Origin of the sequence: Caenimonas sedimenti, assembly GCF_007833165.1 — a bacterium.
In the GTDB taxonomy this organism is placed as follows: Bacteria; Pseudomonadota; Gammaproteobacteria; order Burkholderiales; family Burkholderiaceae_C; genus Ramlibacter; species Ramlibacter sedimenti.
The window spans coordinates 78,522-104,807 of sequence record NZ_VOBQ01000019.1 but is presented as its reverse complement, the minus strand read 5'-3'; the positions used below and the strand labels follow the sequence as shown (position 1 = coordinate 104,807).

The window sequence follows — 26,286 nt, the reverse complement described above, 5'->3', positions numbered from 1 at the left end:
TCCTTCTCATGCGCCGGGCAGGCCCAGCAACCGCTTGGCCACCACGTTCAGCTGGACTTCGCTCGTGCCGCCTTCGATCGAGTTGCCCTTGCTGCGCAGCCAGCTGCGGGCGAGCGTTCCTTCCTGCGAGGCGGCGCCTTCCCATTCGAGCGCCAGCGCACCACCCGCGGCCATCATCAGCTCCAGCCGGCGCTTGTTCAGCTCCGCGCCGTAGTACTTGAGCGCGGACGACATCGCCGGGTTGGCCTGCCCGGCGCGCATCTGCTGCCCGAACATCTGCAGCCAGGCGCGGAATGCGGCTTCGTCCACCTCGAAGCGCGCGATCTCGGCGCGCAGCACCGGATCGTCGAGCCGCCCGGCAGCGTCGCGGCCGACGCGTTCCGCCGCGAACTTGCCCAGTGCGGGCGGGGCGGAGCGCTCGCCGATCGCGCTGATCATCTCGCGCTCATGCGTGAGCAGGTACTTGGCGATCGTCCAGCCGGCGTTCAGCTCGCCGACCAGGTTGGCCAGCGGCACCTTCACGTCGTCGAAGAAGGTCTCGCAGAAGGGCGACTTGCCCGAGATCAGCTTGATCGGCCGGGTACTGACGCCAGGCGTCGTCATGTCGATCAGCACGAAGCTGATGCCGGTATGCTTCTTCGCGGTGTCCGTGCGCACCAGGCAGAAGATCCAGTCGGCCTCGTCGGCGTAGGAAGTCCAGATCTTCTGGCCGTTCACGATGAAGTGATCGTCCCGGACTTCGGCCTTGGTCGCGAGCAACGCCAGGTCGGAGCCGGCGTTCGGTTCGGAATAGCCCTGGCACCAGCGGATTTCGCCACGCGCGATCTGCCGCAGGTCATGCCGCTTCTGCTCTTCGCTGCCGTACTTGAGAAGCGCGGGGCCCAGCATCCAGATGCCGAAGCTTTGCAGCGGCGTGCGGCACTTGAGCGCGGCCATCTCCTCGCGCAGGACCGCCGCCTCGGCATGGGTCAGCCCGCCACCGCCGTACTCGCGCGGCCAGGTGGGCACGGTCCAGCCGCGCTCGCCCATGCGCTGCATCCACTCGCGCTGGGCGTCGCTCTGGAAGCGGAAGCGCTTGCCGCCCCAGCAGACATCGGCTTCGCTTTTGGCTGGTTGCCGCATCTCGGGCGGGCAATTGGCTTCGAGCCAGGCACGGGCTTCCTGGCGGAAGCCGGTCAAGGTGTCGTTCATGGATTGTTCCTCAAATGGTGTCGCCGCCGTCGCACACGATGGTCGTGCCGGTGACGAAGCTGGAGGCGCGGGATGCCAGGAACACAGCCGCACCGGCGATCTCGTCGGGCTCGCCGATGCGGCGCAGGGGGACATGCTTCGTGACACGCTCCAGCCGCACCGGATCCTCCCACAAGGCCTTGGCGAAATCGGTTTTCACCAGCCCGGGGGCGATGCAGTTGATGCGAACATTGTGCGGGCCCCATTCATGCGCGAGGTTGCGGGCGAGTTGGAAGTCGGCGGCCTTCGAAACGTTGTACGCGCCGATCGTGGTGCTGCCGCGCAGGCCACCGACCGAGGACACGATGATCACCGAGCCGTCCTTGCGCTCGGCCATCTGCGGCGCGCACATGCCGATCAGCCAGTGGTTGCTGATGACGTTGTTCTCCAGGATCTTGCGGAACTGGTCGTCGGTGATGCCTGCCATCGGGCCGTAGTAGGGATTGCTGGCGGCGTTGCATACCAGCACGTCGATGCGGCCGAAAGCGTCGTTGGTGCGTTGCACCAGTTGCTGCAGCGCGTCCTTGGAAGAGATGCTGGCTGCGATGGCGGTCGCGCGCCCCTCGCCGAACTTCTCATTGATCGCGGCGGCCACCGTCTCGCAGGCGTCCTCCTTGCGCGATGAGATGACCACGCGCGCACCGTGCTCCGCGAGCCGCTCGGCGATGGCGCGGCCGATGCCGCGCGACGAGCCGGTGACGACGGCCACCTTGCCCGACAAGTCGAACAAATTCATGTCTCCACGTCCTTCCTTGGATGCCGCGGCCCGCCCTGCGGGCGGCGGCATCGGTGCTTTCCCTGAGCAGGGTTGGTATTCGAATGCAGGGTCTGTTCCCTGCCGGCATTCTGGTCTATAACCCGTTTCGCGGCCATACCGCGAACTCTAAAACGTCACGCAGGAGACAAGCTGCATGTCCAGAAATCCGCGCCTTCGCCGCGCCGGCTGCCCATTGCGCGCGGCCTGCTGAGATGGGCGCCTATCTCGCCCGCCGGCTGCTCGCGCTGCTGCCCACGATGGTGCTGGCGTCGCTGATCGTCTTCATGACGATCCGGTTGATCCCGGGGGATGTGATCGACCTGATGCTCAGCCAGAACGACGTCTCGGCCGACCGCAAGAACCGCGAACAGATCGAGCAGGCGCTGGGGCTCGACCGCCCCCTCGCCGTCCAGTACCTGCGCTGGGTGGGCGACATCCTCTTGCGCGGGGACCTGGGCAAGTCGCTCTGGCAGGACGCCCCGGTGACGCAGCTGCTGCTCGCGCGCCTCCCCGTCACCTTCGAGCTGGGCCTGCTCGCGCTGGTCGTCGCGTTGCTCATCGCACTGCCGATCGGCGCCTATTCGGCGCTCCGCCAGGACACGGCCGGCGACTACATCGCGCGTTCCTTCTCGATCCTGCTGCTGGCGATCCCCAGCTTCTGGCTGGCGACCATGGTGATCGTGTTCCCCGCCGTCTGGTGGGGCTGGTCGCCCGAGGTGAACTTCGTGCGCTTCTCCGACGCGCCGCTGCAGAACCTGAAGCAGATGCTGCTGCCGGCCGTGGTGCTGGGCGCATCGCTGTCGGCCATCACGATGCGGCTCACCCGCACGATGATGCTCGAGGTGCTGCGGCAGGACTACATCCGCACCGCGTGGGCCAAGGGGCTGCCGCAGCGGCTGGTGGTGAACCGGCACGCGCTGCGCAATGCCATGGTGCCGGTGATCACGCTGGTGGGCCTGCAGGCGCCCCTGCTGATCGGCGGGGCCGTCATCATCGAGCAGATCTTCGTGATCCCGGGCATGGGCCTGCTGCTGCTGGATGCGGTGAACCAGCGCGACTACCCGATCATCACCGGTGTGTTCCTGGTGGTCGGCGTCGCGGTGATGCTGATCAACCTGCTGGTCGACCTGAGCTATGGCCTGCTCGATCCCAAGGTGAGGTACCGCTGATGGCCGCCGTCGTTTCCGAGGCGGGGCCCGTCGCCTCCGCGCCCGACCTGCCGAGGCGCGCGCCCGGGTTCCTGCGCCGCTTGTTCCGCGACAAGCCGCTGGGCGCGGCCGGCGGGGTGCTGATGCTGGTCTTCCTGTTCGTGGGCATCTTCGCTCCCTGGATTTCGCCCTACGGCTTCAACGACATCGCTCCGGCCGAGCGCCTGCTCGCGCCCTCATGGGAGCATTGGTTCGGCACCGACAACCTGGGCCGCGACGTCCTGTCCCGCTGCATCCACGGGGCGCAGCTGTCCGTCATCATCGGCTGCAGCGCGGCGGCACTCGCCACGTTGATCTCCGCGGTCGTCGGCATCGTCAGCGGCTATTTCGGCGGCAAGCTCGACATGCTGACGCAGCGCTTTGTCGACGCGTGGATGAGCTTCCCGGACCTGATCATCCTGATCGTGGTGGTGTCCGTCATCGGCCCCGGGATGCCGCAGATCATCGGAACGCTGGCGCTGCTGCTGGGCATCGGCGGCTCACGCATCGTCCGCAGTTCGGTGATCGGCGCGCGCGAGCAGATGTACGTCCATGCGGCGCAGTCCACCGGCGCTTCGTCGCTGCGCATCCTGCTGCGGCACATCCTGCCCAACGTGCTGCCGCCCATCATCGTGCTGTTCACCACCCGCGTGGGCACGGTGATCCTGGCCGAATCGGGCCTGTCGTTCCTGGGCCTGGGCGTGCCGCCGCCCGCGCCGACCTGGGGCTCGATGCTCTCCGGGGGCGGCCGCACCTACATGTTCCAGGGGCCCTGGCTGGCGCTCGCGCCGGGCCTGTGCCTCACCGCCGTCGTCTACGCCACCAACGTGTTCGGCGACGCCCTGCGCGACCTGCTCGATCCCCGCATGCGCGGCAGCCGCTGAAGCGGCCGCGCGAAGTCCATCACCACCAGGAGACACGACCGATGAAAGCTTTCCCTGCCGCGCGAGGTCGCCGTGCGCTGCTCGTTCATTCCGCGGTGGCCGCCGCGCTTGTCGCGGCCGCACCCGCTGCGTCCGCCCAGGGCGCCAAGCCGCAGTACGGCGGCGAACTCAACATCGGCAACGTGTTCGCCACGGTGTCGCCGATGTCGCCGGATCCCGCGGCGTGGGCCTGGAAACACTCGCAGGACACCGGCCTGGCCTTCGAGCAGCTGTTCACGGCCGACCTGAAGAAGTCGCGCCGCAACGGCGGCGCCTACACATTCACGGCCGACGCCTGGCTGCCCACCGACGGCATGCGTGGCGAGCTGGCCGAGAAATGGGAGATGAAGCAGAGCCCGCTGCGGGTCGAGGTCCAATTGCGCAAAGGGGTGATGTTCCCGGCCAAGGCCGGCGTGATGGAGTCGCGTGAGTTCACCGCCGACGACGTGGTGTTCAGCTTCGACTACCTGAACAAGAGCCCGAAGAAGATCCCGGGCTACTTCGACCACGTCGAGAAGGTCGAGGCGAATGGCAAGCACCAGGTCACCTTCTTCCTGAAAAGCTACAACGCCGAATGGGACTATCGCTTCGGCTGGGGCTACTACTCCGGCATCGTTCCCAAGGAAGTCGTCACCGCGGGCGCCGCGAACTGGAAGAACGTCACCGGCACCGGCCCCTTCCAGCTGGCCGACTATGTGCAGGGCAATTCGCTCGTCTACACGAAGAACCCCGTGTACTGGGACAGCGAGACGATCGGCGGCCAGCAGTACAAGCTGCCCTTCGTCGACAAGGTGACCTACCGCATCATCCGTGACGAACAGAGCCTGATCACGGCGCTGCGCACGGCCAAGCTCGACGTGATGGAAATGGTGCGCTGGAGCCACGCCGACCACATGAAGAAGACGGTGCCCAAGCTGCAGTGGAACCGCTATCTCGACAACGCCGGCTATTTCATCGCGATGCGCATGGACCAGAAGCCTTTCGACGACATCCGGGTCCGGCGCGCGCTCAACCTGGCGGTGAACAAGCAGGAGATCGTCAAGTCCTACTACGGCGGCAACGCCGAGATGGTGGCCTATCCGATGCATCCCACCTACACGGGGTACTACGAGTCGCTCGATTTCCTGCCCGAAGGCGTCAAGGAGATCTACGGCTACAACCCGGCCAAGGCGAAGCAGCTGCTGTCCGAGGCGGGCTTCCCCAACGGCTTCACCTTCAAGGTGCAGACCAACTCGTCGAGCGTCGAGGGCGACCTGTTGCAGATGGTGGCTTCCTACCTGGCCAAGGTCGGCATCAAGATGGAGATCCAGGTGCTGGAATACGGTGCCTACTTCTCCGCGATGATGACGAAGACCAATGCACCGGGCTACTACATGCGGCTGGGCAACACCAACCCGACCACGGCCATCCGGAAAAGCTTCGTCAAGGGCCAGGTGTGGAACCCGATGCAGTTCAGTGACCCCGACATCGACAAGAAAATGGGCGAGGTGCTGGCGGAAAGTGACGAGCGCGTGCGCCAGGTGAAGGTCCGCCTGATGTCGCGCCAGATCATGGAGAAAGTGCCGGTGATCGTCCTGCCCACGCCCTATGTGTACACCGGCTGGTGGCCCTGGGTGCAGAACTACGGTGGCGAACTGCGTGCCGGCGCGGAACGGCCCGGCCCCATCCATGCGCGCATGTGGGTCGATCAGGACATGAAAAAGAAGATGGGCTTTTGAGGTGACCGAGCCGCTCTTGTCGGTACGCGGGCTGACCACGCGGTTCCGCACGGACCGCGGGGAGGTGACGGCCGTGGACGACGTCTCGTTCGACGTGGCGCCGGGCGAGACGGTCGCCATCGTCGGCGAGTCCGGTTCCGGCAAGAGCGTCACGGCGCTGTCGATCCTGGGCCTGATCCCGAAGCCGCCCGGCCGCATCGCCGCGGGGCGGATCCTGTTCGAGGGCCAGGACCTCCTCCAGATGTCCGAAAGGCAGATGCAGTCGGTGCGCGGTGACCGCATCGCCATGATCTTCCAGGAGCCGATGAACTCGCTGAACCCGTCGCTCACCATCGGCCTGCAGGTGGGTGAACCGGTGCGGCAGCACCGCAAGGCCTCGTGGCCCGCGGCGCTGGAAGCAGCCCGCGGGCTGCTGGAGAAGGTGCGCATTCCCGACGCGGCCAAGCGCCTCCACACCTGGCCGCACCAGTACTCCGGCGGCATGCGCCAGCGCGCCATGATCGCCATGGCGCTGGCCTGCCAGCCGCGGCTGATCATCGCGGACGAGCCGACCACCGCGCTCGACGTCACGGTGCAGGCGCAGATCCTCGACCTGCTGAAAGACCTGACGCGCGAGACCGGCGCCTCTCTCATCCTCATCACGCACGACCTCGGTGTGGTGGCCCGCTACGCCGACAAGGTGGTGGTGATGTACGGCGGCCGGGTGATCGAGCAGGCGCCTGCGCGCAAGTTGTATCGCGAGCCCAGCCACCCCTATACACGCGGCCTGCTGGCTTCGGTGCCCAGGCTCGACGGCCGCGCCGGCGAGCGCCTGGTGCCCATCGAAGGCTCGCCGCCGGACCTGGCGGCGCTGCCGCCCGGCTGCGCTTTCGCACCACGCTGCTCCTACGCGGGAGCCGCCTGCCGGAGCGAGAGGCCGCTGCTGCACAATCGTTCCGCCGACCACCTGCATGCCTGCCTGCGCGATGAACTCTCCCCCGCCTGACGCCGCCGAGCTGCTGCGCGTCGAAGACCTGAAGGTCCACTTCCCCATCGAGCGCGGCATCGTGCGCCGCAAGCAGGTGGGGGTGGTCAAGGCGGTCGACGGCGTCTCGTTCTCCGTGCGGCGCGGCGAGACGCTGGGGCTGGTCGGTGAAAGCGGCTGCGGCAAGTCGACCACGGCCCTGGCGGTGCTGCGCATGCAGCCGGTGACCGCGGGCCGCATCCACTTCGAAGGCCAGGACATCACGGCGCAGGACCGCAGCACGGGCAGCTTCCGGCGTCGCATGCAGATGGTCTACCAGGATCCGTACGGCTCGCTCGACCCGCGGATGAAGGTCGCCGACATCGTCGGCGAGCCGCTCGTGGTGCATCGCGTGTGCGCGAGCAAGGCCGAATATCGTGAGCGTGTCGCCGAGCTGCTCGCCACCGTCGGCCTGCTGCCGGCCATGGCGGAACGCTACCCGCACGAGTTTTCCGGCGGCCAACGGCAGCGCATCGCCATCGCACGCGCCCTGTCGCTGCAACCCAGCCTGGTGATCTGCGACGAGCCGGTGTCCGCTCTCGATGTGTCGATCCAGGCCCAGGTGGTGAATGTGCTGATGGAACTGCAGCAACGGCTCGGCCTGTCCTACCTCTTCGTCGCCCACGATCTCGCGGTGGTGCGGCACATCAGCCATCGCGTGGCGGTGATGTACCTCGGGCGCGTGGTCGAGATCGCCAGCCGCGACGAGCTGTTCGACCGGCCGCTGCATCCCTACACGCAGGCGCTGCTGTCGGCGGTGCCCGTGGCTGACCCGGAGGCCGAAGCCGCCCGGCCGCGGCAGGTGATCACCGGCGAAGTGCCCAGCGTGATGAACCCGCCTTCGGGCTGCACTTTCCACACGCGCTGCCCGCGGGCGATGGAGGTGTGCAAGCGCGAGAGCCCGCCGCTGGTGGAGCTCGGCCCCGGCCGAGCGACGGCCTGCCACCTGCATCCGGCCGTGATCCCGATCCGCCCGGAAGCTGTGGCGGCATGAGCCAGGCAAGCACCGCCCGCTTCCAGGACAAGCGCGAAACCATCCTGGACGGCGCGGCGCGCCTCTTCAACCAGCAGGGCATCAACGGCGGGATGCTGTCGGAAGTCGCCCGCAACGTGGGGCTGGCACCGAACAGCCTGACCTACTACTACCGCCGCAAGGAAGACCTGGCCTGCGCCTGCCTCGAACGCGCGATGGAAGCGATGGGCGCCTGCGCCGACGCGGCAGCACGTGCCGGCCGGCTCGAAGAGCGCGTGCGCGGTTTCGTCACCGGCTACCTGGCCCTGCTGGCGCAGATTGCGCGCGGGCTGCATCCCGAGCTGATTCTCTTCAACGAGATCCTCACGATCTCGCCGCCGCACAGCGCCGCGATGGGGTCCAGCTACAACCAGCTGTTCCGGCGCGTGCGCGCGCTGCTCGACGCGCCCGATGCGCCGGCCCTGGCCGCGGACGCGCGCAATGCCAGGGCGCACCTGCTGCTGTCGACGACGTCCTGGACGCGCGGCTGGATCGCGCGCCATGAACCCGACGACTATGCCCTGGTCGGCGAGCGGGTCGCCGACGTGCTGCTGCACGGGATCGCAGCGGCTCGCCGCCTGCCCGAGGCGCCGCAGATCGATCTGCCCTGGGCCGAGCTGGACGGCACCGGGGCGGATGGGGACACGACCCGCACGTCCTACCTGAAGGCGGCCACGCGGCTGGTCAACGAGCACGGGTATCGCGGTGCGTCAGTCGACCGCATCGCCGCGGAGCTGAAGCTCACCAAGGGCTCGTTCTACCACCACCACCCGACCAAGGAAGAGCTGATCGTCGCGTGCTTCGAGCGCACTTTCGCCGTCATCCGGGCGGCGCAGCAAGGGGCGGCAGCAGCGCCGGGCAGCGGCGCGGACCGCCTGGCGATCGCGTGCCGCGCGCTGCTGGAGTTCCAGCTCTCGGCGCACGGACCGCTGTTGCGGGTGACGGCCTGGACGGGCCTGCCCGAAGCCATCCGCACCGACATGCGACGCACGCTCGGCCGATTGGGCGAGCGCTTCGCGACGCTGGTGCTGGAAGGCATGCAGGACGGGTCGTTGCGCGTGGTGGACCCGTTCGTTGCGGCGCAGCTGGTCAACGGCATGTTGAACGCGGCCGCGGAGCTCGAACGCTGGGTGCGCGGCGTCCACGCGGGCAATGCCTTCGAGCTCTACGCGATGCCGGTGTTCACCGGGCTGGCGCGGCAAAGCGGGGAAGCAGCGCGGCCAGCGTGAACGCAACGCCGAGTGCGAGGAAGCCCGCCGCGATGCCCAGGTGCTGGCTGAGCACGCCGCCACCGATCGCGCCGAGCACGCCGCCTGCCGGAGGCGCGACCGCCGTCAGTCCGCCGATGCGGCCGCGCCCATACTGCCGCATCATGTCGGCGAAGCGCGCGGTGCTCAGCAAACCCTGCACACCGACGCCCACCCCCATCAGCCCCGCGCCGATCCAGAGCATCATCGGCTGCGGCGCGAGTCCGTACAGCAGGCATTCGGCGGCGAGCAGCGCCAGCGCCACGCGGTAGCAGCGGCCCGCCGGCAGCCGGGCCACCAGCTTGCCCGCTGCCAGCAGCGTCACCACGTAGACCGCGCCCTGGAACGTGACCAATCCCGCCGCCAGCTGGAGCGGCATGCCCGCGACGCGCACGGCCAGTACGATCCCGAACACCACGAAGTAGGCCACCGCCATCTGCGTGAGGAAATCGATGGCCATGGTGCGGCGCAGGTCCGCGTGCCCGCGCAACAGCTCGAACTGCAAGCGAACGCGTTCCGCCAGTGGCGCGTCGACGCCGGCCGGTCCGGCGGTGACGGAGCCCAGCACGCGCCTTCCCACCAGGCCCGCCACCAGCAAGCCGCAGGCCACCCCGGCGAACACGCGCGAGAACCCGACGGCAGCGATCGCCGCGGCGGAGATCGCAGGGCCCAGGAAGAACATGCCTGTCATGTTGGCCGCGCGGTTCCAGCCGGCTCGCGAAGGACTCAAGCTCGGCAGGATCGCCAGGAATTCGGTGTGGATGGGAATCGCCCGCAAGGGCACCACCAGCCCCAGCAACGCGGTGAGCAGCACCGCCTGCCACACCGCGTGGCTGCCCGCGAGCAGCAGGTAGAGCGTGGCCGCGAGCGCGATGCCGCGCAGGAAGAGCGGGCGGCTGCCATGGCGGTCGATCCACGCGCCCATCGGCAAAGCCAGCAGCAGCATCCCGGTGTAACCCATGCCGCCGGTGAGCCCCACCTGCCAGGCCTCGGCGCCGAGCGACGCCGCATACAGCGGCAGGGCCACACGCGAGACGCCGTTCACCGTGCCCGTCAACAGTGTCAGGGAGAGCAGCCCAGCCACGCGCGAAGGCGGCGGCGACGCAGTGTCTGGATCAGGCAGAGGCACGCTCCGGTGGCGGGGCCAGCGCGGGCACCGCGTTCGAGCGCAGCGACTGCCCTGCCTCGGTCTCGTGGGAGCGCGAACAAGCGCCGGGCTTCGTCATGCATGCGACTCGCGGAAAGAGGGGCCGATGCTAGCATCCAGACGCGAAATTGAAGCCAGGTTCTGCGCTGCAGAAGCCCGGTCCCGCATCACCAGGAGACGCTTGCATGAGCAGCCATTACGAAGTCCGCGGCCGCACCGCCGTCATCACCCTCGACTACCCGCCGATCAACGGGCTTGGTGCCACGTTGCGCACCGACTTGCTGGCCGCGCTCGATCGCGCGCTGGCGGACAACGACGCGCAATCCATTGTGCTGACCGGCACCGCCCGGGCGTTCTCCGGCGGCGCCGACGTCAAGGAGTTCGGCACCGCCAAGGCAGCGCAAGAGCCTCGCCTGCCGGTCCTCATCGCCGCGCTCGAAGACGCCACCAAGCCCGTGGTCGCGGCGATCGCTGGTGTGTGCATGGGCGGCGGCCTCGAACTCGCGCTGGGTGCCCACTATCGTGTCGCCAAGGCCGACGCGCAGATCGCGCTGCCGGAAGTGAAGCTGGGCCTGTTGCCCGGCGCGGGGGGCACGCAGCGCCTGCCGCGCGCCATCGGCCTGGAAGCGGCATTGAACATGATCGTCTCGGGCGCGACGGTGCCCGCGGCGAAGCTCAAGGGCACGGCGCTCTTCGATGAAGTGACGGAAGGCGATCCGGTGGCGGCCGCGGTCGCGTTCGCCGAGCGGGTGGTCGCGGAGAAGCTGCCACTCAAGCGCCTGCGCGACCTGAAGGTGAAAGACCCGCAGGCCGAAGCCTTCCTGCAGTTCGCCCGCAACACGGTGGGTGCCATGGCCGGCCCGTACCCGGCACCCCTGAAATGCCTGGAGATGGTGGCGCTGTCCATCAGCAAGCCGATCGACGAGGCACTGCGCATCGAGCGCGAGACCTTCATGGGACTGATGAACACGCCCGAGTCGCGCGCGCTGCGCCACGTGTTTGCCGCCGAACGCGCCGCCGGCAAGATCGCCGGCCTGCCGGAAGGCGCGCCCTTGCGTGAAATCAGGAAGGTGGGCGTGATCGGCGCCGGGACGATGGGCGGCGGCATCACGATGAATTTCCTGAACGCGGGCATTCCCGTCGTGCTGCTGGAGACGAAGCAGGAGGCGCTGGACAAGGGCCTGGGCATCATCCGCAAGAACTACGAGAACTCGGCCAAGAAGGGCAAGCTGACCGCGGAGCAGGTCGAGCAGCGCATGGCGCTGATCACTCCGACGCTGGACTACGCACCTTTCGCCGATGTCGACCTCGTGGTGGAAGCCGTGTTCGAACACATGGACGTGAAGGAGCAGGTCTTCCGCAAGCTCGACGAAGTCTGCAAGCCCGGTGCCATCCTCGCGTCGAACACCTCGTACCTGAACATCGACAAGATCGCGTCGTTCACGAAGCGGCCGGCCGACGTGCTGGGCCTGCACTTCTTCAGCCCGGCCAATGTGATGCGCCTGCTGGAGGTGGTTCGTGGCGCGAAGACCGCCCCCGACGTGCTGGCCACCAGCATGGCGCTGGCGAAGAAGATCAAGAAGATTGCCGTCGTGTCCGGGGTGTGCGACGGCTTCATCGGCAACCGGATGATCGCGCGCTACGGCGCCGCCGCGCAGGGCTTGATCAACGCCGGCGCGCTGCCGCAGCAGGTGGACGGCGCGTTGCAGAAGTTCGGTCTGGCGATGGGTCCGTTCCGCATGGGCGATCTGGCCGGGCTCGACATCGGCTGGGCGACGCGCAAGCGCAAGGCGGCCGAGGCCGGCGTGGAGATGAAGCCCATCGTCGCCGACAAGCTGTGCGAAGCCGGCCGCTTCGGCCAGAAGACGGGCGCCGGCTGGTACCGCTATGAGGCGGCCAAGCGCGACCCGATCCCGGATCCGGTGACTGAGCAGCTGATCACCGAGTACCGCGCGGCCAACGGCATCACGCCGCGCGCGGTGAGCGACGAGGAGGTGGTGCAGCGCTGCATCTTCGCGCTGGTGAACGAGGGCGCCCGCATCCTGGAAGAAGGCATCGCGGCGCGCGCCAGCGACATCGACCTCGTCTACCTGAACGGCTACGGCTTCCCGGCGCACCGCGGCGGCCCGATGCTGTATGCCGACACCGTCGGCCTGCCGAATGTCGTGCGGGCGCTGAAGCGCTTCGCCGCCGCGCCGGGTGCCGACCCGTCGTGGCAGCCGGCGCCACTGCTGTTGAAACTGGCCGAAGAAGGCAAGACCTTCTCCTGATCGCAAGGACCATCCCCATGAGCACCGAAGTCGCCATCGTCTCCACCGCGCGCACCGGCCTGGCCAAGAGCTGGAAGGGCGCATTCAACATGACTTACGGCGCGTCGCTCGCCGCGCATTCGATCCAGCATGCCGTGCAGCGTGCCAAAGTCGACCCGGGCGAGGTCGAGGACGTGATCCTCGGCATGTCGCTGATGGAAGGCACCACGGGCGGCAACATCGCGCGTGTCGCCGCGTTGCGCGCCGGGCTGCCGGTGACCACCGCCGGTGTGTCCATCAACCGCTTCTGTTCCTCGGGCCTGCAGGCCATCGCCATGGCGGCGCAGCGCATCATCGTGGACCAGGTGCCGGTGATGGTCGCGGGCGGTGTCGAAAGCATCTCGTGCGTGCAGAACGAGACCAACCGCCACATGCGCGTCGACCCGGCCATGATGGCGCAGAAGCCCGAGATCTACTGGAGCATGCTGCAGACGGCCGAACAGGTCGCCAAGCGCTACGGCGTCCCGAAGGACGCGCAGGACGAGTACGGCGTGCGCAGCCAGCTGCGCGCCGCGGCGGCGCAGGCGGCCGGCAAATTCAATGACGAGATCGTCCCCATGACCACGGTGATGGGTGTGGTCGACAAGGCCACGGGCCGCCTGACGCGCAAGGAAGTGACGATCTCCTCCGACGAGGGCATCCGCCCCGACACCACGCTGGAAGGCGTGAGCAAGATCCGATCGGCCATGCCGGGAGGGGTCATCACCGCCGGCAACGCCAGCCAGTTCAGCGACGGCTCTTCCGTGTGCCTGCTGATGAACGCCAAGCTGGCGGAGAAACGCGGCCTGCAGCCGCTCGGCATCTTCCGCGGCTTCGCGGTCGCGGGTTGCGAGCCGGACGAAATGGGCATCGGCCCCGTCTACGCCATCCCGCGGCTGCTGGAACGCACCGGGCTCAAGGTCTCGGACATCGGCCTGTGGGAACTGAACGAAGCCTTCGCCGTGCAGGTGCTGTATTGCCGCGACAAGCTGGGCATCCCGGACGAGCTCTTGAACGTGAACGGCGGCGCCATCGCGGTGGGCCACCCCTACGGCGTCAGCGGCTCGCGCCTGACCGGCCACGCACTGATCGAAGGCAAGCGGCGCGGCGCGAAGTACGTGGTCGTGACCATGTGCATCGGTGGCGGGCAGGGAGCCGCCGGGCTGTTCGAGGTCGCCTGATGGAGCTGAGGGGCAAGGTCATTCTGGTGACCGGCGGCGCCAGCGGCATCGGCGCGGCGCTGGTGCGGCGCTTCGCGCAGGAGGGCGCGGCGGGGGTCGTGGTCGCGGATCGGGACGAAACGCCCGCCCAGGCTGTGGCCGCCGAAGTGGGTGGCCTCGCCCTGCGCGTCGACATCGGTGTCGAAGCCCAGGTCCAGGCGATGGTTGCGCAAGCCACCTCGCATTTCGGCCGTGTCGATGTGTTGTGTTCCAACGCCGGCATCGCGACCGGCGGTGGCCTGGGCGCGAACGATGATTGGCAACGCTCCTGGGACGTCAACCTGATGGGCCACGTGTACGCGGCCCGCGCGGTGGTGCCGCAGATGATCGAGCGCGGCGAAGGCTACCTGCTGCAGACCGCGTCGGCCGCGGGCCTGCTGTCGCATCCGGAGTCAGCGACATACGCCGTCACCAAGCATGCGGCGGTCGCCTTGGCCGAGTGGCTCTCGATCCAGTACGGCGACCAGGGCATCCGCGTGAGCTGCCTCTGCCCCCAGGGCGTGCGAACGCCGATGCTGATGGGCAAGGATGGCGACCGCAAGAGCTTCCTGCAGGACAACATGGTGTCGCCCGAGCAGGTGGCGGACGACGTCGTTGCCGCGATGCGCGACGAGCGCTTCCTGGTGCTGCCGCACCCCGAGGTGCTGGACTATGTGCGCGGGAAGGCGGCTGACGTGGATCGCTGGCTGGGCGGCATGCGCAAGCTGCGGCGCAAGGCAGAGGCCGCGCGGAAGCCGGCCTGACCCCTTCAGTCGAGCCGCAGGCCCGACTTCACCACTGTCCGCTCGATCCGTTCACGTTCGCGCTTCAGGTGCGCGGCAAAGTAGGCGGGGGATGTATCGGCCACCGAACTGCCGCGCTTCTCCACGGTCTCCACGAACTTCGGCGTCCTCACGGCCTTGGCGAGGGCGCTGGCCAGCAGGGTCACCACGTCGGCGGGCATCCGGGGCGGACCCACCAGCCCCAGCCAGGAAGACAGCTCGAAATCGGGGTACAGGGTGTTCATCGGCTGGGCATCCGGGAAGCGCGTCATCTTTCCTGGGCTGGTCACGCCGATCACGCGCAGCTGGCCCGATTCGACCTGGCCCGAGACCGCGCCGAGGCTGTCGATCATGAAATCCACCCGGCCTGCCACGAGGTCGGCCGTCGACTGCGCGCCGCCCTTGTACGGAATGTGGACCGCCTGCACGCCCGCCAGGGCATTGAGCATCTCCCCGCCGATGTGCATGGTGGTGCCGATGCCGGGCGAAGCAAAGCTGAGCTTGCCCGGATGCTGCTTGCCCCACGCGACGAGTTCGGCGGCCGACTTGAAGGGCGAGTTCCCCGGGACCACCACCACGAAGGGGCTGGTGTTGATCAGCCCGACCAGGCTGAACTCCGTCTTGGGGTCGAAGCCCACGGATTTCTGCGTCAGCGGGTTGACCACCAACTGCCCTGGCGAAGCGACCATCAGCGTGTAGCCGTCCGGCGTGGTGCGGGCCAGCTCGGCGCTGGCGATGTTGCCGCCCGCGCCGGCCTTGTTCTCGACCACGAGGGCTTGCCCCAGGAACGGCGCCATCGCTTCCGCCACCTGCCGGGCGGTGATGTCGGTGATGCCGCCGGCGGCGAAGCCGACCAGCAGTCGCACCGGCCTGGTGGGGTAGGACGCTTGCGCGCGTGCGGCGAAGGGGCCCGCGGACAGGGCCAGCAGGCAGGCACGTCGAGTGATCATGGATGTCTCCTCAAATGAAATGACGTGAACTCAGATTCGGCGGCCGGCGCGTTCCCAGTAGGGCGCGCGCAGCTGCTGCTTGAAAACCTTGCCCATGCCTTCGCGCGGAAGGCTGTCGCGGAGTTCCACGACCTGGGGCACCTTGTAGCCGGCGAGCCGCTCGCGCACCCAGGCGCGCAGCCCTTCGGCGGTGGGAGTCGCGCCCGCTGCCGGAACGACGGCGGCCGCAACCGCCTCCCCGTACTCGGCGTCGGGGATGCCGAAGACGGCGCAGTCGGCGACCTCCGGCGAGGCGAGCAGCACGTGCTCGATCTCGGCGGGGTAGATGTTCACGCCGCCGGAAATGATCATGTCGCGGCGCCGGTCGGTGACGAACAGGAATCCCTCTTCGTCGAGGTAGCCGACATCGCCGTTGGCGATGAAGCCGTCGCGGTCGACCGCGGCCCGCGCCTCGGGGTTGTTGCGATAGGTGAAGGGCAGGGCGTTTTCGCCCGGGTCCACCACGATCTCGCCCACTTCGCCGGCACGCAGTTCGCGCCCCGCCTCGTCCAGCACGCGGATCCGGGTTCCTGGAAAAGGCCGCCCGACGGTTCCCGGCTTGGCCAGCCACTCCTCCGCGCGGGCAAAGGTGACGAGGCCGGCCTCGGTCGAGCCGTAAGTCTCGCTGACGATGGGTCCCCACCATTCCAGCATCGCGCGCTTGACGTCCGGTGCGCACGGCGCTCCACCATGGGTGACGTTGCGCAGCGATTGCACAGCGTGGCGGGCGCGCACCTCGGGCGGCAGCTTGAGCAGCCGCACGAACATGATCGGCACCATCGACAGGTGCGTGAGGCGGTGCGTGGCGATGGCGACCAGCAGTTCCTCGGCGTCGAACCGCGGGAGCACGACGATCACGGCCGCGAGCTCCAGCGCCACCCGGGCGGCCGCGTTGGGGCCGGCGTGATAGAGCGGCGCGACGATCGCCGTGCGCATCCCTTCGGCGGCCTGGCTGGCGTGCGAGCGGATGCGCGCGGCGCCCTCGTGCTGGCGCGGCGTGCCGGGCAGCCGCATCACGGCCTTGGGCTTGCCGGTGGTGCCGGAGGTGTAGAGCATGCTGCCGACAGCCGGCAGCGGCGCCTCGGCGTGGGGCGCGAAACTGTCCACCCATGAAAGCCAATCGTGGGCACCCAAGGGGACGCGCGCCGGTTCGGCGCCGTAGCTTGCCAGCAGTTCCGAAGGCGTGGGCACGACGATCACCGTCATCCCGGCGGGCACCACCGGCGCCAGCCCGGGCCAGAGGTCCGCATGCACGACCAGGACCCGGGCGCCGCAGTCGGTCAACACATGCTCGGCCTCTTCCCGGCGGAAGTGCCAGTTCACCGCCACCAGGTGCACGCCCAGGCGTCCCAGCGCCAGCATGAGCACGAGGTAAGGGATGTCGTTGCGCAGCATCACGGCCACCGTGTCGCCCTGGCGCAGGCCCAGGGACGCGAACCCGGTAGCGGCCCGCGCCGCCTGCTCGCGCAGCGCGGTGCCGGTGACACGGCGGTTGCCGCAGTGGATGACCTGGTCTTCGGGCTTCATGCGTGTGTTCCTGCTGGCACCAGTTGCCGCACCTTCGCCAGCACTTGCGCCGCCTCCGTCATCAGGCCGTCGACGATCGCCTGGAGCGGCTCCCGCCGCCGCGCGAAGCCGATGGCCGGTCCCATCGAGAGCAAGCCCTCGTCGATGTCGCCGCCGCGATAGGCACCGTCACGCCCGGTGCGTCCGAGCGCCAGGGCACCGAACTCGGGGTAGGTGCGGGCGCCCGCATCCTCGCGCCGCCGGACTTCCCGGGCCGTGCCGTTGTCGAGCACGCGCCAGGGGTTGCCGGTGCTGCGCAGGACGACCGTGGACGCCTGCGCCGGCTGACCGGCGAGATGGTCCTTGTAGTCCGGGTGCGCCCCCACTTCATCGCCCACCAGGAAGCGCGTGCCGATGACCACCCCGGCGCAGCCCATGGCGAGCGCGGCGGCGATCTGCCGGCCATGCCCGATCCCGCCGCCCCAGACCACCGGGACCTGCAAGGTCTCCAGCGCCAGGGCGCACAGCACGGACGTCGGCAGCTCGTTCATGCCGGGGTGGCCGCCGGCTTCCATGCCGACCAGAGCAACGGCGTCGGCCCCCGCTGCTTCCGCCTTGCGCGCATGTTCGACGAAGGCGCATTTGTGGATCACCACCCCGCCTGCCGCGTGGATGCGTTCGAACAGCACACCGGGCGATGGCCCGACCGTCTCGAAATGCCGCACGCCCTCTTCGATCGCCACTCCCACCTGTGCCGGAACTTCGTGGTTCGCCTCCATGCGGTTCGACAAGGTCAGGTTCACGCCGAAGGGCAGTCCCTGGCACAACTCGCGGCAGCGGCGCAGCTCCTGCCGGAACACGGCGAGGCTGTCGAACGAGCGGGGCGTCATGAAGCCCATCGCTCCCGCCCGAACCAGCGCGGCGACGTACGGTGCATCCGACAGCCACATGAGGCCGCCCGCCAGGACCGGATAGCGGACGCCGAACAGCGCGGTCAGCGGAGTGCGCCAGGGGGCGGCAGTGGCCGTCATGCGTCGCCCCTCAAAGCATCACGTAGCCGCCGCTCACGCCGATGCTCTGCCCCGTGATGTAGGCAGCGCGGTCCGAGGCCAGCAGACAGACAAGCGGCGCGACATCGTCCGGCCGCGAGAGGCGCCGCAGCCCGCGCGCGATCGGGTAGGCGCCCAGCATCTTGCCCAGCCGCTCGTCCGTCTCGGGCGTGGCTTCCGGGGACAGCGGTCCCTTCTTGATGCCCTCGTGCGACACGGCACCCAGCGCGATCGTGTTCACGTTGATGCAGTCGCGCCCATGCTCCTGCGCGATCGCCTTGGCGAAGCCGAGCATGGCGGCCTTGGCGCCGGAATACACGGCGAGCCGAGCCTCGCCGGCCCGGCCCGCTTCGGACATGATGTTGACGATCTTGCCCCAGCGGCGCTCGCGCATGCCGGGCAGCACGGCATGGCAGCAATGCAGCATGCCCCACACGTTGAGCGCGAGAATCTTCTCCCAGTCGTCCGGCTGCGTCTCCAGGAACAGCGGCGCCATGCCGCCCTTCTCGCGGCGCTCCACCGTGACGCCGGCGTTGTTCACCAGGATGTCGATGGGACCGAGCGCCTGGACGGCACCGGCGATCGCGGCTTCGATGGCGGCCTTGTCGGTGATGTCGGCGGGTGCCGCGTGCGCCTGGCCGCCGGCGGCGCGGATCTCCGCGGCCACGGCTTCGGCGCGCTCGGCGAAGAAGTCGTTGACCGCGACCCGCGCCCCTTCCTCGGCCAGCTGCAGCGCGATGCCACGCCCGACGCCCTGGCCGCCGCCGGTGATGAACGCCGTGCGGCCCCTCAGATTCAAGTCCATCGATGTTCCTGTTGGTTTCAGATGCCGCGAAACACGGGCTTGCGCTTCTCGACGAAGGCGCGCATGCCTTCCTTGCGGTCTTCGCTGCTGACGACGATGGCCGCGGCGTAGCGTTCGTATTCCAGCCCTGCTTCGATGCCGACTTGCAGGCCCAGGTCGATCGCGTGCTTGATGAAGCGCAGGGAGAGCGGCGCATTCGCCGCCATGCGGGCCGCCATGGCCAGCGCGGCGGGCAGCAGCTGGCCGGCGTCGGTCACTTCCGTCACCAGGCCGATGCGCAAAGCCTGCTCGGCGTCGATGTGGTCGCAGGTCAGCATCAGCTGCTTGGCCCAGCCGGGTCCGACCAGCCGCGGCAGGCGCTGCGTGCCCCCGGCCGCGGGCAGGGCGCCGATGCGTGCTTCGGGCAAACCCAGCTTGGCGTGCCGCGCCGCGATGCGCACGTCCGCGCACAGGGCGATCTCCAGCCCGCCGCCGAGCGCGACGCCGTTGATGGCCGCGATCACGGGCTTCTCGAACGTCTCGATCGTCCGGAAGAGTTCGTGCGTCGCCTTCTGCTTCAGGTGATACGCCGGCAACGGCAGCGTGGAACCGGCGCGCTCCTTGATGTCCGCGCCTGCGCAGAAGGCCTTGTCGCCCGCGCCGGTGATGACGACGGTGCGCACGCTGTCGTCGTTGCGGGCGAGGTCGGTGAAGACGATTCGCAGCTCGTCCTTCATCGGGCCGCCAATCGAGTTCATCCGGTCGGGCCGGTTCAAGGTGACGAGCGCGACGCCGTCGCGGACCTCGTACAACAGGGTTTCGAAGTTCATTCGGCGCAATCCTTATTCGCGGGCGAGAACGTGGGCGACGGCAACCGACCCGAGGCCGATCATGTGGGCCAGGCCCACGCGGGCCCCGGGGTGCTGGCGGCCGGTGGCTTCGCCGCGCAACTGCCGCACGATCTCGGCCACCTGGCCAATGCCCGTCGGGCCGAGCGGGTGGCCCATGCCGATCAGACCGCCCGATGCATTGATGGCGCAGTCTCCCCCGATGGCGGACGCGCCGCTGCGCAGGTAGCGCGCGCCCTCGCCGCGGCCGCAGACGCCGATGGCCTCGCTGTAGACGATCTCCTCGATGCTGAAGGCGTCGTGCAGCTCGACGAGGTCGAGGTCTTTGGCATGGAGGCCGGCCGCGTCGAGGGCCGCCTGCGACGACTCGCGCACCATCTCCACGATCGGCGGCACGCCGGGCGGTGCTTCATCGGCGAGGCGCTCGCTGGTGGAGACCGACGAAAGCACGCGGATGGCACGGCGCCGGTCGACGCCCAGGCGCCGCAACCCGTCTTCACTGGCGACGATCACGGCGGCCGCGCCTTCGCCGCGCGGCGTGCATTGCAGGCCCGTGAGGTCGCCCGCAATCTTGGCGCCGCCCAGCACCTGCTCCAGCGTGCGCGGTTTGCGGAACTGGGCGTAGGGATTGAGCGCCGCGTTCCCATGGTTCTTCACGGCCACGTGACCCAGGTCTTCCAGCGTCAGGCCGTACTCACGCATGCAGCGCCGGGCCAACAGCGCGAACTTGACCAGCGGGATGTTGGCTGTCGGACTGAGCGGCGCCAGGCCGTCTTTCAGCACCGCGCGGCGACCGTCGCCAAACTTGTCCACACCGACGGCGAGGGCGGCGTCGCGTTCGCCCGCCGCGACCTGCAGGCACGCGATGCGGAAGGCGGTCGACCCTGAAGCGGAGGCGTTTTCCACCTGTTCCACTTCCAGGCCGCTGGAGCCGAGATGCCGCAGCATGACGCGGCCGGTGGCCATGCCGAGCGCCGCGGTACCGACCACCGCGAGCGGCAGCTGCTTCCATTCGATGCCCGCATCGGCCAGCGCTTCCCGGATCGCATGCAGTCCCAGTTGCACGTAGGGCGTCTCCGTCGGGAACTGGTAGGGGTGCATCCCGATGCCGATCACGTGGACCGGGTTGCGCTGCAGGAGTTCGCTCATCTTGCGGCTCCGGCGGGGACGAAGCGCCACAGCGGCTTGCCGGCGGCGTCATTGCCGCAGACGGGCCGCAGCGACATCCCGAGCGTGAGCTGCGCCTCGGACGCGACGTCGATCAGCGCCTCTTCGATGAGGCCGGGCGCCAGCTCGACCTCGCCGATGACGCAGGGCACGGGCAACCCCGGCGCGAGCTCGCTGTGCACCGTCACCGCGTTGCGCAGCGTCGCGGCTTCGCACGCCACGGGCCGCAGCTGCTGCGCTGGCGCGCCACACACGCGGCAGCCGTAGGTGCCGGCCGGGAACGTGTGGCCGCCGCAGCGTGCGCAGAGCGCCAGCAGCAACGTCATCACCTGGGAAGGTTCATTCATGGCGGGGGTGGGATGGGGATCGGAAGGCCGGGCGCTCAGCGGGGCGGCGCGAGCAGGCGCCGCCGCAGGTCGCGCTTCAGCGCGGCGAGCGGAAGGGCGATCCGGCTTGTTTCGGGCGACAGCATCGACTGCATGCGCAGGCCGCGGACCGCGGCGATGAGCAGTTGCGCTTCCATCGCGGCATCCACGTCTTTTCGGATCTCGCCGGCTTTCTGGCCCTTGCGGATCTGCCCGGCCAGTGCATCGTGCCAGCGCTTGCTGATCTCCGCGAAAACCTGGCGCACATGCGGCGCGGGTCCGATCGACTCGAGCATCAGCACGAAAAAGGCGCGCGAGCTCACGGAAGGCTGGTCGACACCCTCCAGGTAGCTGTCGATCTCGCATTCCAGCGCCTCGATGCCGGCCAGGCCGCGCAGCTTGGGCAGCAGGCGTTCGCGGTGGTCGTTGGCCACCTGGTTGATCAAGGCTTCCAGCAACTTGTCCTTGGAGCCGAAGCGGTGCTGCACCAGGCCCCGGCTGTAGCCGGCTTCGACACCGATGTTGGCCAGCGTGGTCTGGCTGTAGCCGCCGCTCGCGATCAGCCGCATGGCCGCGTCGATCATCCGCCGGTCGGACTCCGCCACGCGCTCCGCCTGCTTGCGGCGGGGTGGCCTGGTGGTGGATGCGGTGCCGGCGGGCGCCGTGGCGGTTTGCATGGGGCGCGAGTGTAGATACTTGTTGGCGGCTTCGCAAGTAAGTTAAATGGGTGGCCGCGTCCATGCGTGCTTGCCCGGCGCGATACTGGCCGCCATGACCCGCCCCACCCAGATCCAGGCGCCCGGCTCGGCACCGGGCCCGAGCTTCGAGCAACCGTTCGGCATGCTGGAGGCGTGCCATGAACGGCTGCACCGCACGCTGGCCTTGCTGCAGCGCCTGCGCGAGCACCTTGGCACGCACGGCGCGGACGGGCAGGCTCAGCAGGCTGCCGTCGACGTGATGCGCTACTTCGACCAGGCGGCGCCGCCGCATCACCAGGACGAGGAGTTGCACGTGTTCCCGCCGCTGCTGGCCGCGGGGGACCCCGCGGTGACGCGGACGGTGCGGCAGCTGCAGGCGGAGCACGTCGAGATGGAGAGCCAGTGGGCGCATGTCCGCGGGCTGCTGACGCCAATCTCGGCAGGCCAGCTGGGCACGCTGCAGCCGGACGAAAGCGCTGCGATCGACGCATTCGCCAACCTCTACGCCTCGCACATCGTGGCGGAAGAGCAGGTCGCCTATCCGGCGGCACGCGCGGCGATGGACGCGCAGGCGCTGGCGGCGATGGGTGACGACATGAAGCGGCGGCGTGACGTCAGGTTCGCGTCCGGCGGCGCCGCGGCCCAACCGCCCAAGCCAGCAGCGCCAGCACACCCAGCGGGATGAGCGCGAAGAAGTACGCGCCGCCGAAGCCGCGCAGGACCATCACGCGGCCGGGCACCTCGGGGTCGTACCAGCAAGGCACGCTGCCGGCGCGCTGGAAATCGTCCAGCACTTCGGCCACTTCGCCCGCCGTGTAGCTGAGCCGGCTCTCTGTCGAAAAGCCGATCGACTGCATGCTGCGGCCGTTCACGTCATAGCGCAGCGAGAACACCGGCTTGTGGACCTTCTCCGTGGCCGGGTTGCGTGGCGCCGCCCGGCTGGATCCGCCAGCGCTTTCATGCCGGACGTTGGCGTCCAGCACGTCGCAGCGCGCCGTCTGCCAGGCTTGCAGCGTGCGGGCATCGTCCCATGCCATGGAGCCGAAGTACGCGAGGAAGCCCAGGCAGAACACCACCACCAGCGGCAATCCCTGCTCGAACCCGCGTTGGGCCCGCGCGCCGCGCCCCGTCCGTGCGCGCAAGTGCTGCGCCAGCATCCACAGGCCGCCGAGCGCGAGGAGTCCCATCACCACCAGGCCGGCGCGCGTGATGCCGAAGCCGCCCAGCGTCACCGCGGCCGGCGCCACCGGCTGGCCGATCTCCAGGGGCACCACGTCGCCCGCGTGACGCTCCGGCGGCGTGAACACACGCACCTGCAGGCTCGCATGGGTGGATGTGTCCGGCGCCACCACCAGGCGCACGCGGCAGGGCGAGCGCTGGCCCGGTTCGAGTGGCCCTTCGTAGACCAGTTGCCGGTCTTGCGGCGAAAAGCGCGCCACGCAGTCCGGCCCGGCCGGGGCGGCGAGCAGGAAGCCCGGCGGCAAGTCGAACTGCAGGCGGCTGTAGTTGACCGCCTCCCCGGGGTTGTGCAGTTCGAAGCGAAGGTCGAAGGCTTGGCCGGCCACTACCTGGCGTGGCGGCTCGATGAAACGGGCGGTGGGTGGCTCGGCCGCGCCTGCCGCGGCGGCGAACGCCAGCAGCATGCACGCGCCACGGCTGAGCCATCCGCGGCCGCTCCGGCACTGACCTTCCATCGCCAATCCTCCTGGGCGCAGTGTCGCACCTGGCGCCTCTTGAATCCGGCGCGGCCGGTGCCATGTGCGGCCAAGCGCCGGCTGCGGAAGCCGGCACGAAAGGAAGCATCATGTGGAAACGGGTTGCCTTGCTCTGGACGGTGGTGCGAGGCGATGCGCGCCAGCTCTGGTTCGCGCTGCGCCATCCCGCCGCGCCCGGCTGGCTCAAGGTCGGCACGGCGCTGATCTTGCTTTACCTGGTGTCGCCGATCGACGTGGTCCCTGACTTCCTGCCGTTCATCGGCGTGCTGGACGACATCATCATCGTGCCCTTCGCGATCCGCTGGTTGCTCAAGCGTTTGCCGGCCGAGGTGGCGAACTCCCCCTCGGTGCGCCGCGACGCCTGATGCCGGCTGGGTGCGTCACGGCTTGACGGCGCCGCCCGCACTGGCCGCCTCGTCGTCCACTGCCTTCTGCACCGTCCGGTAGAAAGCTTCCCGCGCATCCCTGGCGGCAGGGTCGCGCGCGCCGCCGGCCCAATTGGCGTTGGTCACGACGACGATCCTGCGCTTCGGGTCGATGAAGAGGCCCTGGCCGAAGATGCCGCGTCCGGCGAAGGTGCCGTCGGCGTAGGTCCACCACTGATAGCCATAGCCGCGGTCGGGCTGGCCGATGGCGGTGCGTGCCGTGGTGGCTTCGGCCAGCCAGCCCTCCGGAACGATGCTCTGGCCATTGACACGGGCGCCGCCGGCGATGAACACCCCGAAGCGCGCGATGTCACGCGGCGCGGCCTGGATGCAGCAGCCGCTGATCTCCTGGCCGGTCCGGTTCAGGATCCAGGTGGCCGGCTGCTCCATGCCGGCGGGTACCCAGATCTTTTCCGACAGGTAGGTCGCCAGCGGTTTCCTGGTCGCCTGGCTCAGCAGGATGCCGACCAGGTTGGTTTCTCCGGTGCTGTAGTTCCACCGGGTCCCGGCCGGCACTTCGCGCGGCAGGCGCCGCAGGTAGCTGACGAGCGCGTCGACGCCTTCCTCGGGCTTGTGCTTGGTGAACTGCGCGACGTCCGAGTTCGGATCGGCGTAGTCTTCGTTCCAGCGCACGCCGGAGGTCATGGTCAGCAACTGGCGCACGCTCACGTCGTCGTACGCGGAGCCTTTCATCTGCGGGATGTAGTCGGTCACCTTGTCGTCCATGGAGCGGATGTGGCCGTCGCGGATGGCGGCCCCGACCAGGGTGGAGGTGATGGACTTCGCCACCGAAAAGACCGTCCAGCGGCCGTTGGCGTCGAAGTCGAGCCCATAGCGTTCGAGCCGCATCTTGCCGTCGTGCACCACCAGCAGCGCCGCGCTGCGTTGGCCGGCCATGAAGGTGTCGATGTCCAGCGGCAGCTTCAGCGTCGGGCCGGGCGGCAGCGGCATCGGCGTGGCACTTGGCGCGATGGGCCGCGACTTGGCCAGCACGGGCAGGCGATCGAGCGCGCGGAAGGCGGCATCCCGCTGGGGCTGGCTCCAGAACAGCAGGTCGCGGTTGGTCGGCAGCGTGGCCAGCCAACCGCGCGTTTCCTTGTCCAGGCTGAACCAGCCCGCGGTTGCGGCTGCTGCCAGCAGCCCGAGCGCGGCCCAGCCAATGCGCCTCAACTTCATCGGAGTCCTTGGGGCAAAGCATGGAAGATAAGCCGGAAACCGCGGCCGGGCCGGGGTTCGTCTTTTGCTGAGTCAAACGTCGCGATACTCTGCTTTCACAGCCGAGGTCAATGGGTGTACCCTGGCGCCACTCTTGAAGGAGATTCGCATGAAGAAAGCATTGGGCATTTTCGCCGTCGTCCTGGCGCTCGGCATGACTGCCGCGCTGGACGCCGAAGCCAAACGCCTGGGCGGCGCCCGCAACAGCGGGATGCAGCGCCAGCAGACCACGCAGCCGGCCACCCCGCCGGCCGCCACGCCGAACACGCCCGGCGCCGCCACCCCGGCCGCCGGCACGGCTGCCGCTGCGGCAGCACCCGCCGCGGCCGCGGCCGCCACCAAGCGCAGCTGGATGGGCCCGCTGGCCGGCCTGGCCGCCGGTATCGGCCTGATGGCGCTCGCCTCGCACCTCGGCTTCGGTGAAGCCATGGCCAACATGATGCTGATCGGTCTGCTCGTGATGGTGGGTCTGGCGGTGGTCGCGTTCATCATGCGCAAGCGCGCCGCCGCCGGCATGTCGCCGGCCATGGCGGGCTCTGGCATGCAGCGCTCTTCGCTGGGTGGCTCGCCGCTGGGGGGCACGCCTTTGGGCGGCGGCACCCGCATCGGCTCCGCCCTGGGCGGCGCCGCAGCCATGCCGCAGGCCGGCGCGATTCCCGCCGACTTCGACGTCGCCGCGTTCTCGCGCAACGCCAAGACGCAGTTCATGGCACTGCAGGCGGCCAACGATGCGCGCGACCTCGACCGGCTGCGCGACTACCTCACGCCCGAGATGTTCGAGGTCATCGGCGAGGAAGTCCGGGCACGCGGCGATGAGAAACAGAACACCGAAGTGTTCGGCCTGGAGGCGCAGGTGACCGGGGTGTTCGAGGAAGCCGACCAGTACATCGTCAGCGTCCGCTTCACCGGCAGCGTGCGGGAACAGCACGGCGCCGTGCCGGAAGACCTCGATGAGATCTGGCACCTGACGAAGCCGCGGACCGGCTTCGGCGGCTGGGTCGTCGCGGGCATCCAGCAGGCCCAGGCCTAAGG

Annotated in this window: 25 protein-coding genes; 12 read left to right on the top strand and 13 right to left on the bottom strand. The window is 69.0% G+C overall.

The window, feature by feature from the left end:
- Nucleotides 1–6 precede the first annotated feature (6 nt).
- Together FN976_RS22940 and FN976_RS22935 are read right to left on the bottom strand one after the other, a co-directional pair.
- Nucleotides 7–1,191, bottom strand: coding sequence for an acyl-CoA dehydrogenase family protein (locus FN976_RS22940; RefSeq protein ID WP_145895404.1), 1,185 nt, complete (start codon nucleotides 1,189–1,191; stop codon nucleotides 7–9).
- A 10-nt stretch (nucleotides 1,192–1,201) separates the two neighbouring features.
- The gene (locus tag FN976_RS22935) at nucleotides 1,202–1,966 is read right to left on the bottom strand and encodes an SDR family NAD(P)-dependent oxidoreductase (protein WP_145895403.1); all 765 of its coding nucleotides are present in this window, start codon (nucleotides 1,964–1,966) and stop codon (nucleotides 1,202–1,204) included.
- Between the two features lie 233 nt (nucleotides 1,967–2,199).
- Between FN976_RS22935 and FN976_RS22930 the strand changes: the two genes are divergently transcribed.
- Genes FN976_RS22930 through FN976_RS22905 form a run of 6 tightly spaced genes read left to right on the top strand, consistent with a single transcriptional unit; the run spans nucleotide 2,200 to nucleotide 9,059 of the window.
- Nucleotides 2,200–3,156, top strand: coding sequence for an ABC transporter permease (locus FN976_RS22930; protein WP_145895402.1), 957 nt, complete (start codon nucleotides 2,200–2,202; stop codon nucleotides 3,154–3,156).
- A complete protein-coding gene (locus FN976_RS22925; RefSeq protein WP_145895401.1) occupies nucleotides 3,156–4,058 on the top strand; it encodes an ABC transporter permease in 903 nt (300 codons plus the stop codon). Before FN976_RS22930 ends, FN976_RS22925 begins: the two co-directional genes overlap by 1 nt.
- A 41-nt stretch (nucleotides 4,059–4,099) precedes the next feature.
- Nucleotides 4,100–5,815, top strand: coding sequence for an ABC transporter substrate-binding protein (locus FN976_RS22920; RefSeq protein WP_145895400.1), 1,716 nt, complete (start codon nucleotides 4,100–4,102; stop codon nucleotides 5,813–5,815).
- A 1-nt stretch (nucleotide 5,816) separates the two neighbouring features.
- Nucleotides 5,817–6,800 carry an ABC transporter ATP-binding protein gene (locus tag FN976_RS22915; RefSeq protein ID WP_145895399.1) on the top strand — a complete coding sequence of 328 codons (984 nt, stop codon included), beginning with the start codon at nucleotides 5,817–5,819 and terminating at the stop codon, nucleotides 6,798–6,800.
- Nucleotides 6,781–7,812 carry an ABC transporter ATP-binding protein gene (locus FN976_RS22910; RefSeq protein WP_145895398.1) on the top strand — a complete coding sequence of 344 codons (1,032 nt, stop codon included), beginning with the start codon at nucleotides 6,781–6,783 and terminating at the stop codon, nucleotides 7,810–7,812. The genes FN976_RS22915 and FN976_RS22910 overlap by 20 nt, the downstream gene beginning before the upstream one ends.
- The gene (locus FN976_RS22905) at nucleotides 7,809–9,059 is read left to right on the top strand and encodes a TetR/AcrR family transcriptional regulator (RefSeq protein ID WP_145895397.1); all 1,251 of its coding nucleotides are present in this window, start codon (nucleotides 7,809–7,811) and stop codon (nucleotides 9,057–9,059) included. The genes FN976_RS22910 and FN976_RS22905 overlap by 4 nt, the downstream gene beginning before the upstream one ends.
- Here FN976_RS22905 and FN976_RS22900 read toward each other — a convergent pair.
- On the bottom strand, nucleotides 9,013–10,161 hold the full coding sequence (locus FN976_RS22900) for an MFS transporter (RefSeq protein ID WP_186511107.1): 1,149 nt from the start codon (nucleotides 10,159–10,161) through the stop codon (nucleotides 9,013–9,015). The two genes, FN976_RS22905 and FN976_RS22900, sit on opposite strands and share 47 nt — an antisense overlap.
- Nucleotides 10,162–10,409: 248 nt before the next feature.
- Between FN976_RS22900 and FN976_RS22895 the strand changes: the two genes are divergently transcribed.
- From FN976_RS22895 to FN976_RS22885, 3 genes are read left to right on the top strand one after another with little or no spacing between them, the layout of a single operon-like run.
- A complete protein-coding gene (locus tag FN976_RS22895) occupies nucleotides 10,410–12,494 on the top strand; it encodes a 3-hydroxyacyl-CoA dehydrogenase NAD-binding domain-containing protein (RefSeq protein WP_145895395.1) in 2,085 nt (694 codons plus the stop codon).
- Nucleotides 12,495–12,511: 17 nt separating this feature from the next.
- The gene (locus FN976_RS22890) at nucleotides 12,512–13,693 is read left to right on the top strand and encodes an acetyl-CoA C-acyltransferase (RefSeq protein ID WP_145895394.1); all 1,182 of its coding nucleotides are present in this window, start codon (nucleotides 12,512–12,514) and stop codon (nucleotides 13,691–13,693) included.
- The gene (locus FN976_RS22885) at nucleotides 13,693–14,475 is read left to right on the top strand and encodes an SDR family oxidoreductase (protein WP_145895393.1); all 783 of its coding nucleotides are present in this window, start codon (nucleotides 13,693–13,695) and stop codon (nucleotides 14,473–14,475) included. The genes FN976_RS22890 and FN976_RS22885 overlap by 1 nt, the downstream gene beginning before the upstream one ends.
- Before the next feature lie 5 nt (nucleotides 14,476–14,480).
- Here FN976_RS22885 and FN976_RS22880 read toward each other — a convergent pair whose 3' ends face one another.
- Genes FN976_RS22880 through FN976_RS22845 form a run of 8 tightly spaced genes read right to left on the bottom strand, consistent with a single transcriptional unit; the run spans nucleotide 14,481 to nucleotide 21,878 of the window.
- A complete protein-coding gene (locus FN976_RS22880; RefSeq protein ID WP_145895392.1) occupies nucleotides 14,481–15,443 on the bottom strand; it encodes a Bug family tripartite tricarboxylate transporter substrate binding protein in 963 nt (320 codons plus the stop codon).
- A 30-nt stretch (nucleotides 15,444–15,473) separates the two neighbouring features.
- Nucleotides 15,474–17,009, bottom strand: a complete 1,536-nt coding sequence (locus tag FN976_RS22875) for an AMP-binding protein (protein ID WP_145895391.1) — start codon at nucleotides 17,007–17,009, stop codon at nucleotides 15,474–15,476.
- Entirely contained in the window at nucleotides 17,006–18,019 is a 1,014-nt protein-coding gene (locus FN976_RS22870; RefSeq protein WP_145895390.1) for an NAD(P)H-dependent flavin oxidoreductase, read from the bottom strand. Before FN976_RS22870 ends, FN976_RS22875 begins: the two co-directional genes overlap by 4 nt.
- Before the next feature lie 10 nt (nucleotides 18,020–18,029).
- Entirely contained in the window at nucleotides 18,030–18,842 is an 813-nt protein-coding gene (locus FN976_RS22865; protein ID WP_145895389.1) for an SDR family NAD(P)-dependent oxidoreductase, read from the bottom strand.
- 17 nt (nucleotides 18,843–18,859) lie between these two features.
- On the bottom strand, nucleotides 18,860–19,651 hold the full coding sequence (locus FN976_RS22860; protein WP_145895388.1) for an enoyl-CoA hydratase/isomerase family protein: 792 nt from the start codon (nucleotides 19,649–19,651) through the stop codon (nucleotides 18,860–18,862).
- A 12-nt stretch (nucleotides 19,652–19,663) separates the two neighbouring features.
- Nucleotides 19,664–20,818, bottom strand: coding sequence for a thiolase family protein (locus FN976_RS22855; RefSeq protein ID WP_145895387.1), 1,155 nt, complete (start codon nucleotides 20,816–20,818; stop codon nucleotides 19,664–19,666).
- Complete coding sequence (locus FN976_RS22850; RefSeq protein ID WP_145895386.1) at nucleotides 20,815–21,183, bottom strand: PhlB family protein; 369 nt, start codon at nucleotides 21,181–21,183, stop codon at nucleotides 20,815–20,817. The genes FN976_RS22855 and FN976_RS22850 overlap by 4 nt, the downstream gene beginning before the upstream one ends.
- A 35-nt stretch (nucleotides 21,184–21,218) precedes the next feature.
- Entirely contained in the window at nucleotides 21,219–21,878 is a 660-nt protein-coding gene (locus FN976_RS22845; protein WP_145895385.1) for a TetR/AcrR family transcriptional regulator, read from the bottom strand.
- Between the two features lie 94 nt (nucleotides 21,879–21,972).
- On the opposite strand from FN976_RS22845, the gene FN976_RS22840 reads away from it, so the two are divergent.
- The gene (locus FN976_RS22840; protein WP_145895384.1) at nucleotides 21,973–22,584 is read left to right on the top strand and encodes a hemerythrin domain-containing protein; all 612 of its coding nucleotides are present in this window, start codon (nucleotides 21,973–21,975) and stop codon (nucleotides 22,582–22,584) included.
- Here FN976_RS22840 and FN976_RS22835 read toward each other — a convergent pair.
- A complete protein-coding gene (locus FN976_RS22835) occupies nucleotides 22,514–23,542 on the bottom strand; it encodes a DUF3592 domain-containing protein (protein WP_186511106.1) in 1,029 nt (342 codons plus the stop codon). The genes FN976_RS22840 and FN976_RS22835 overlap by 71 nt on opposite strands.
- Nucleotides 23,543–23,703: 161 nt before the next feature.
- Here FN976_RS22835 and FN976_RS22830 point away from each other — a divergent pair, with 161 nt between their 5' ends.
- Nucleotides 23,704–23,979: a YkvA family protein gene (locus tag FN976_RS22830; RefSeq protein ID WP_145895382.1), complete on the top strand. Its 276-nt coding sequence runs from the start codon at nucleotides 23,704–23,706 to the stop codon at nucleotides 23,977–23,979.
- Nucleotides 23,980–23,994: 15 nt separating this feature from the next.
- On the opposite strand, the gene FN976_RS22825 is transcribed toward FN976_RS22830, so the two are convergent.
- Nucleotides 23,995–25,215, bottom strand: a complete 1,221-nt coding sequence (locus FN976_RS22825; RefSeq protein ID WP_145895381.1) for a serine hydrolase domain-containing protein — start codon at nucleotides 25,213–25,215, stop codon at nucleotides 23,995–23,997.
- Nucleotides 25,216–25,363: 148 nt separating this feature from the next.
- On the opposite strand from FN976_RS22825, the gene FN976_RS22820 reads away from it, so the two are divergent.
- Nucleotides 25,364–26,284 (top strand): Tim44 domain-containing protein, encoded by a 921-nt coding sequence (locus FN976_RS22820; RefSeq protein ID WP_145895380.1) that lies wholly within the window; start codon nucleotides 25,364–25,366, stop codon nucleotides 26,282–26,284.
- The last annotated feature ends 2 nt before the right edge of the window (nucleotides 26,285–26,286 follow it).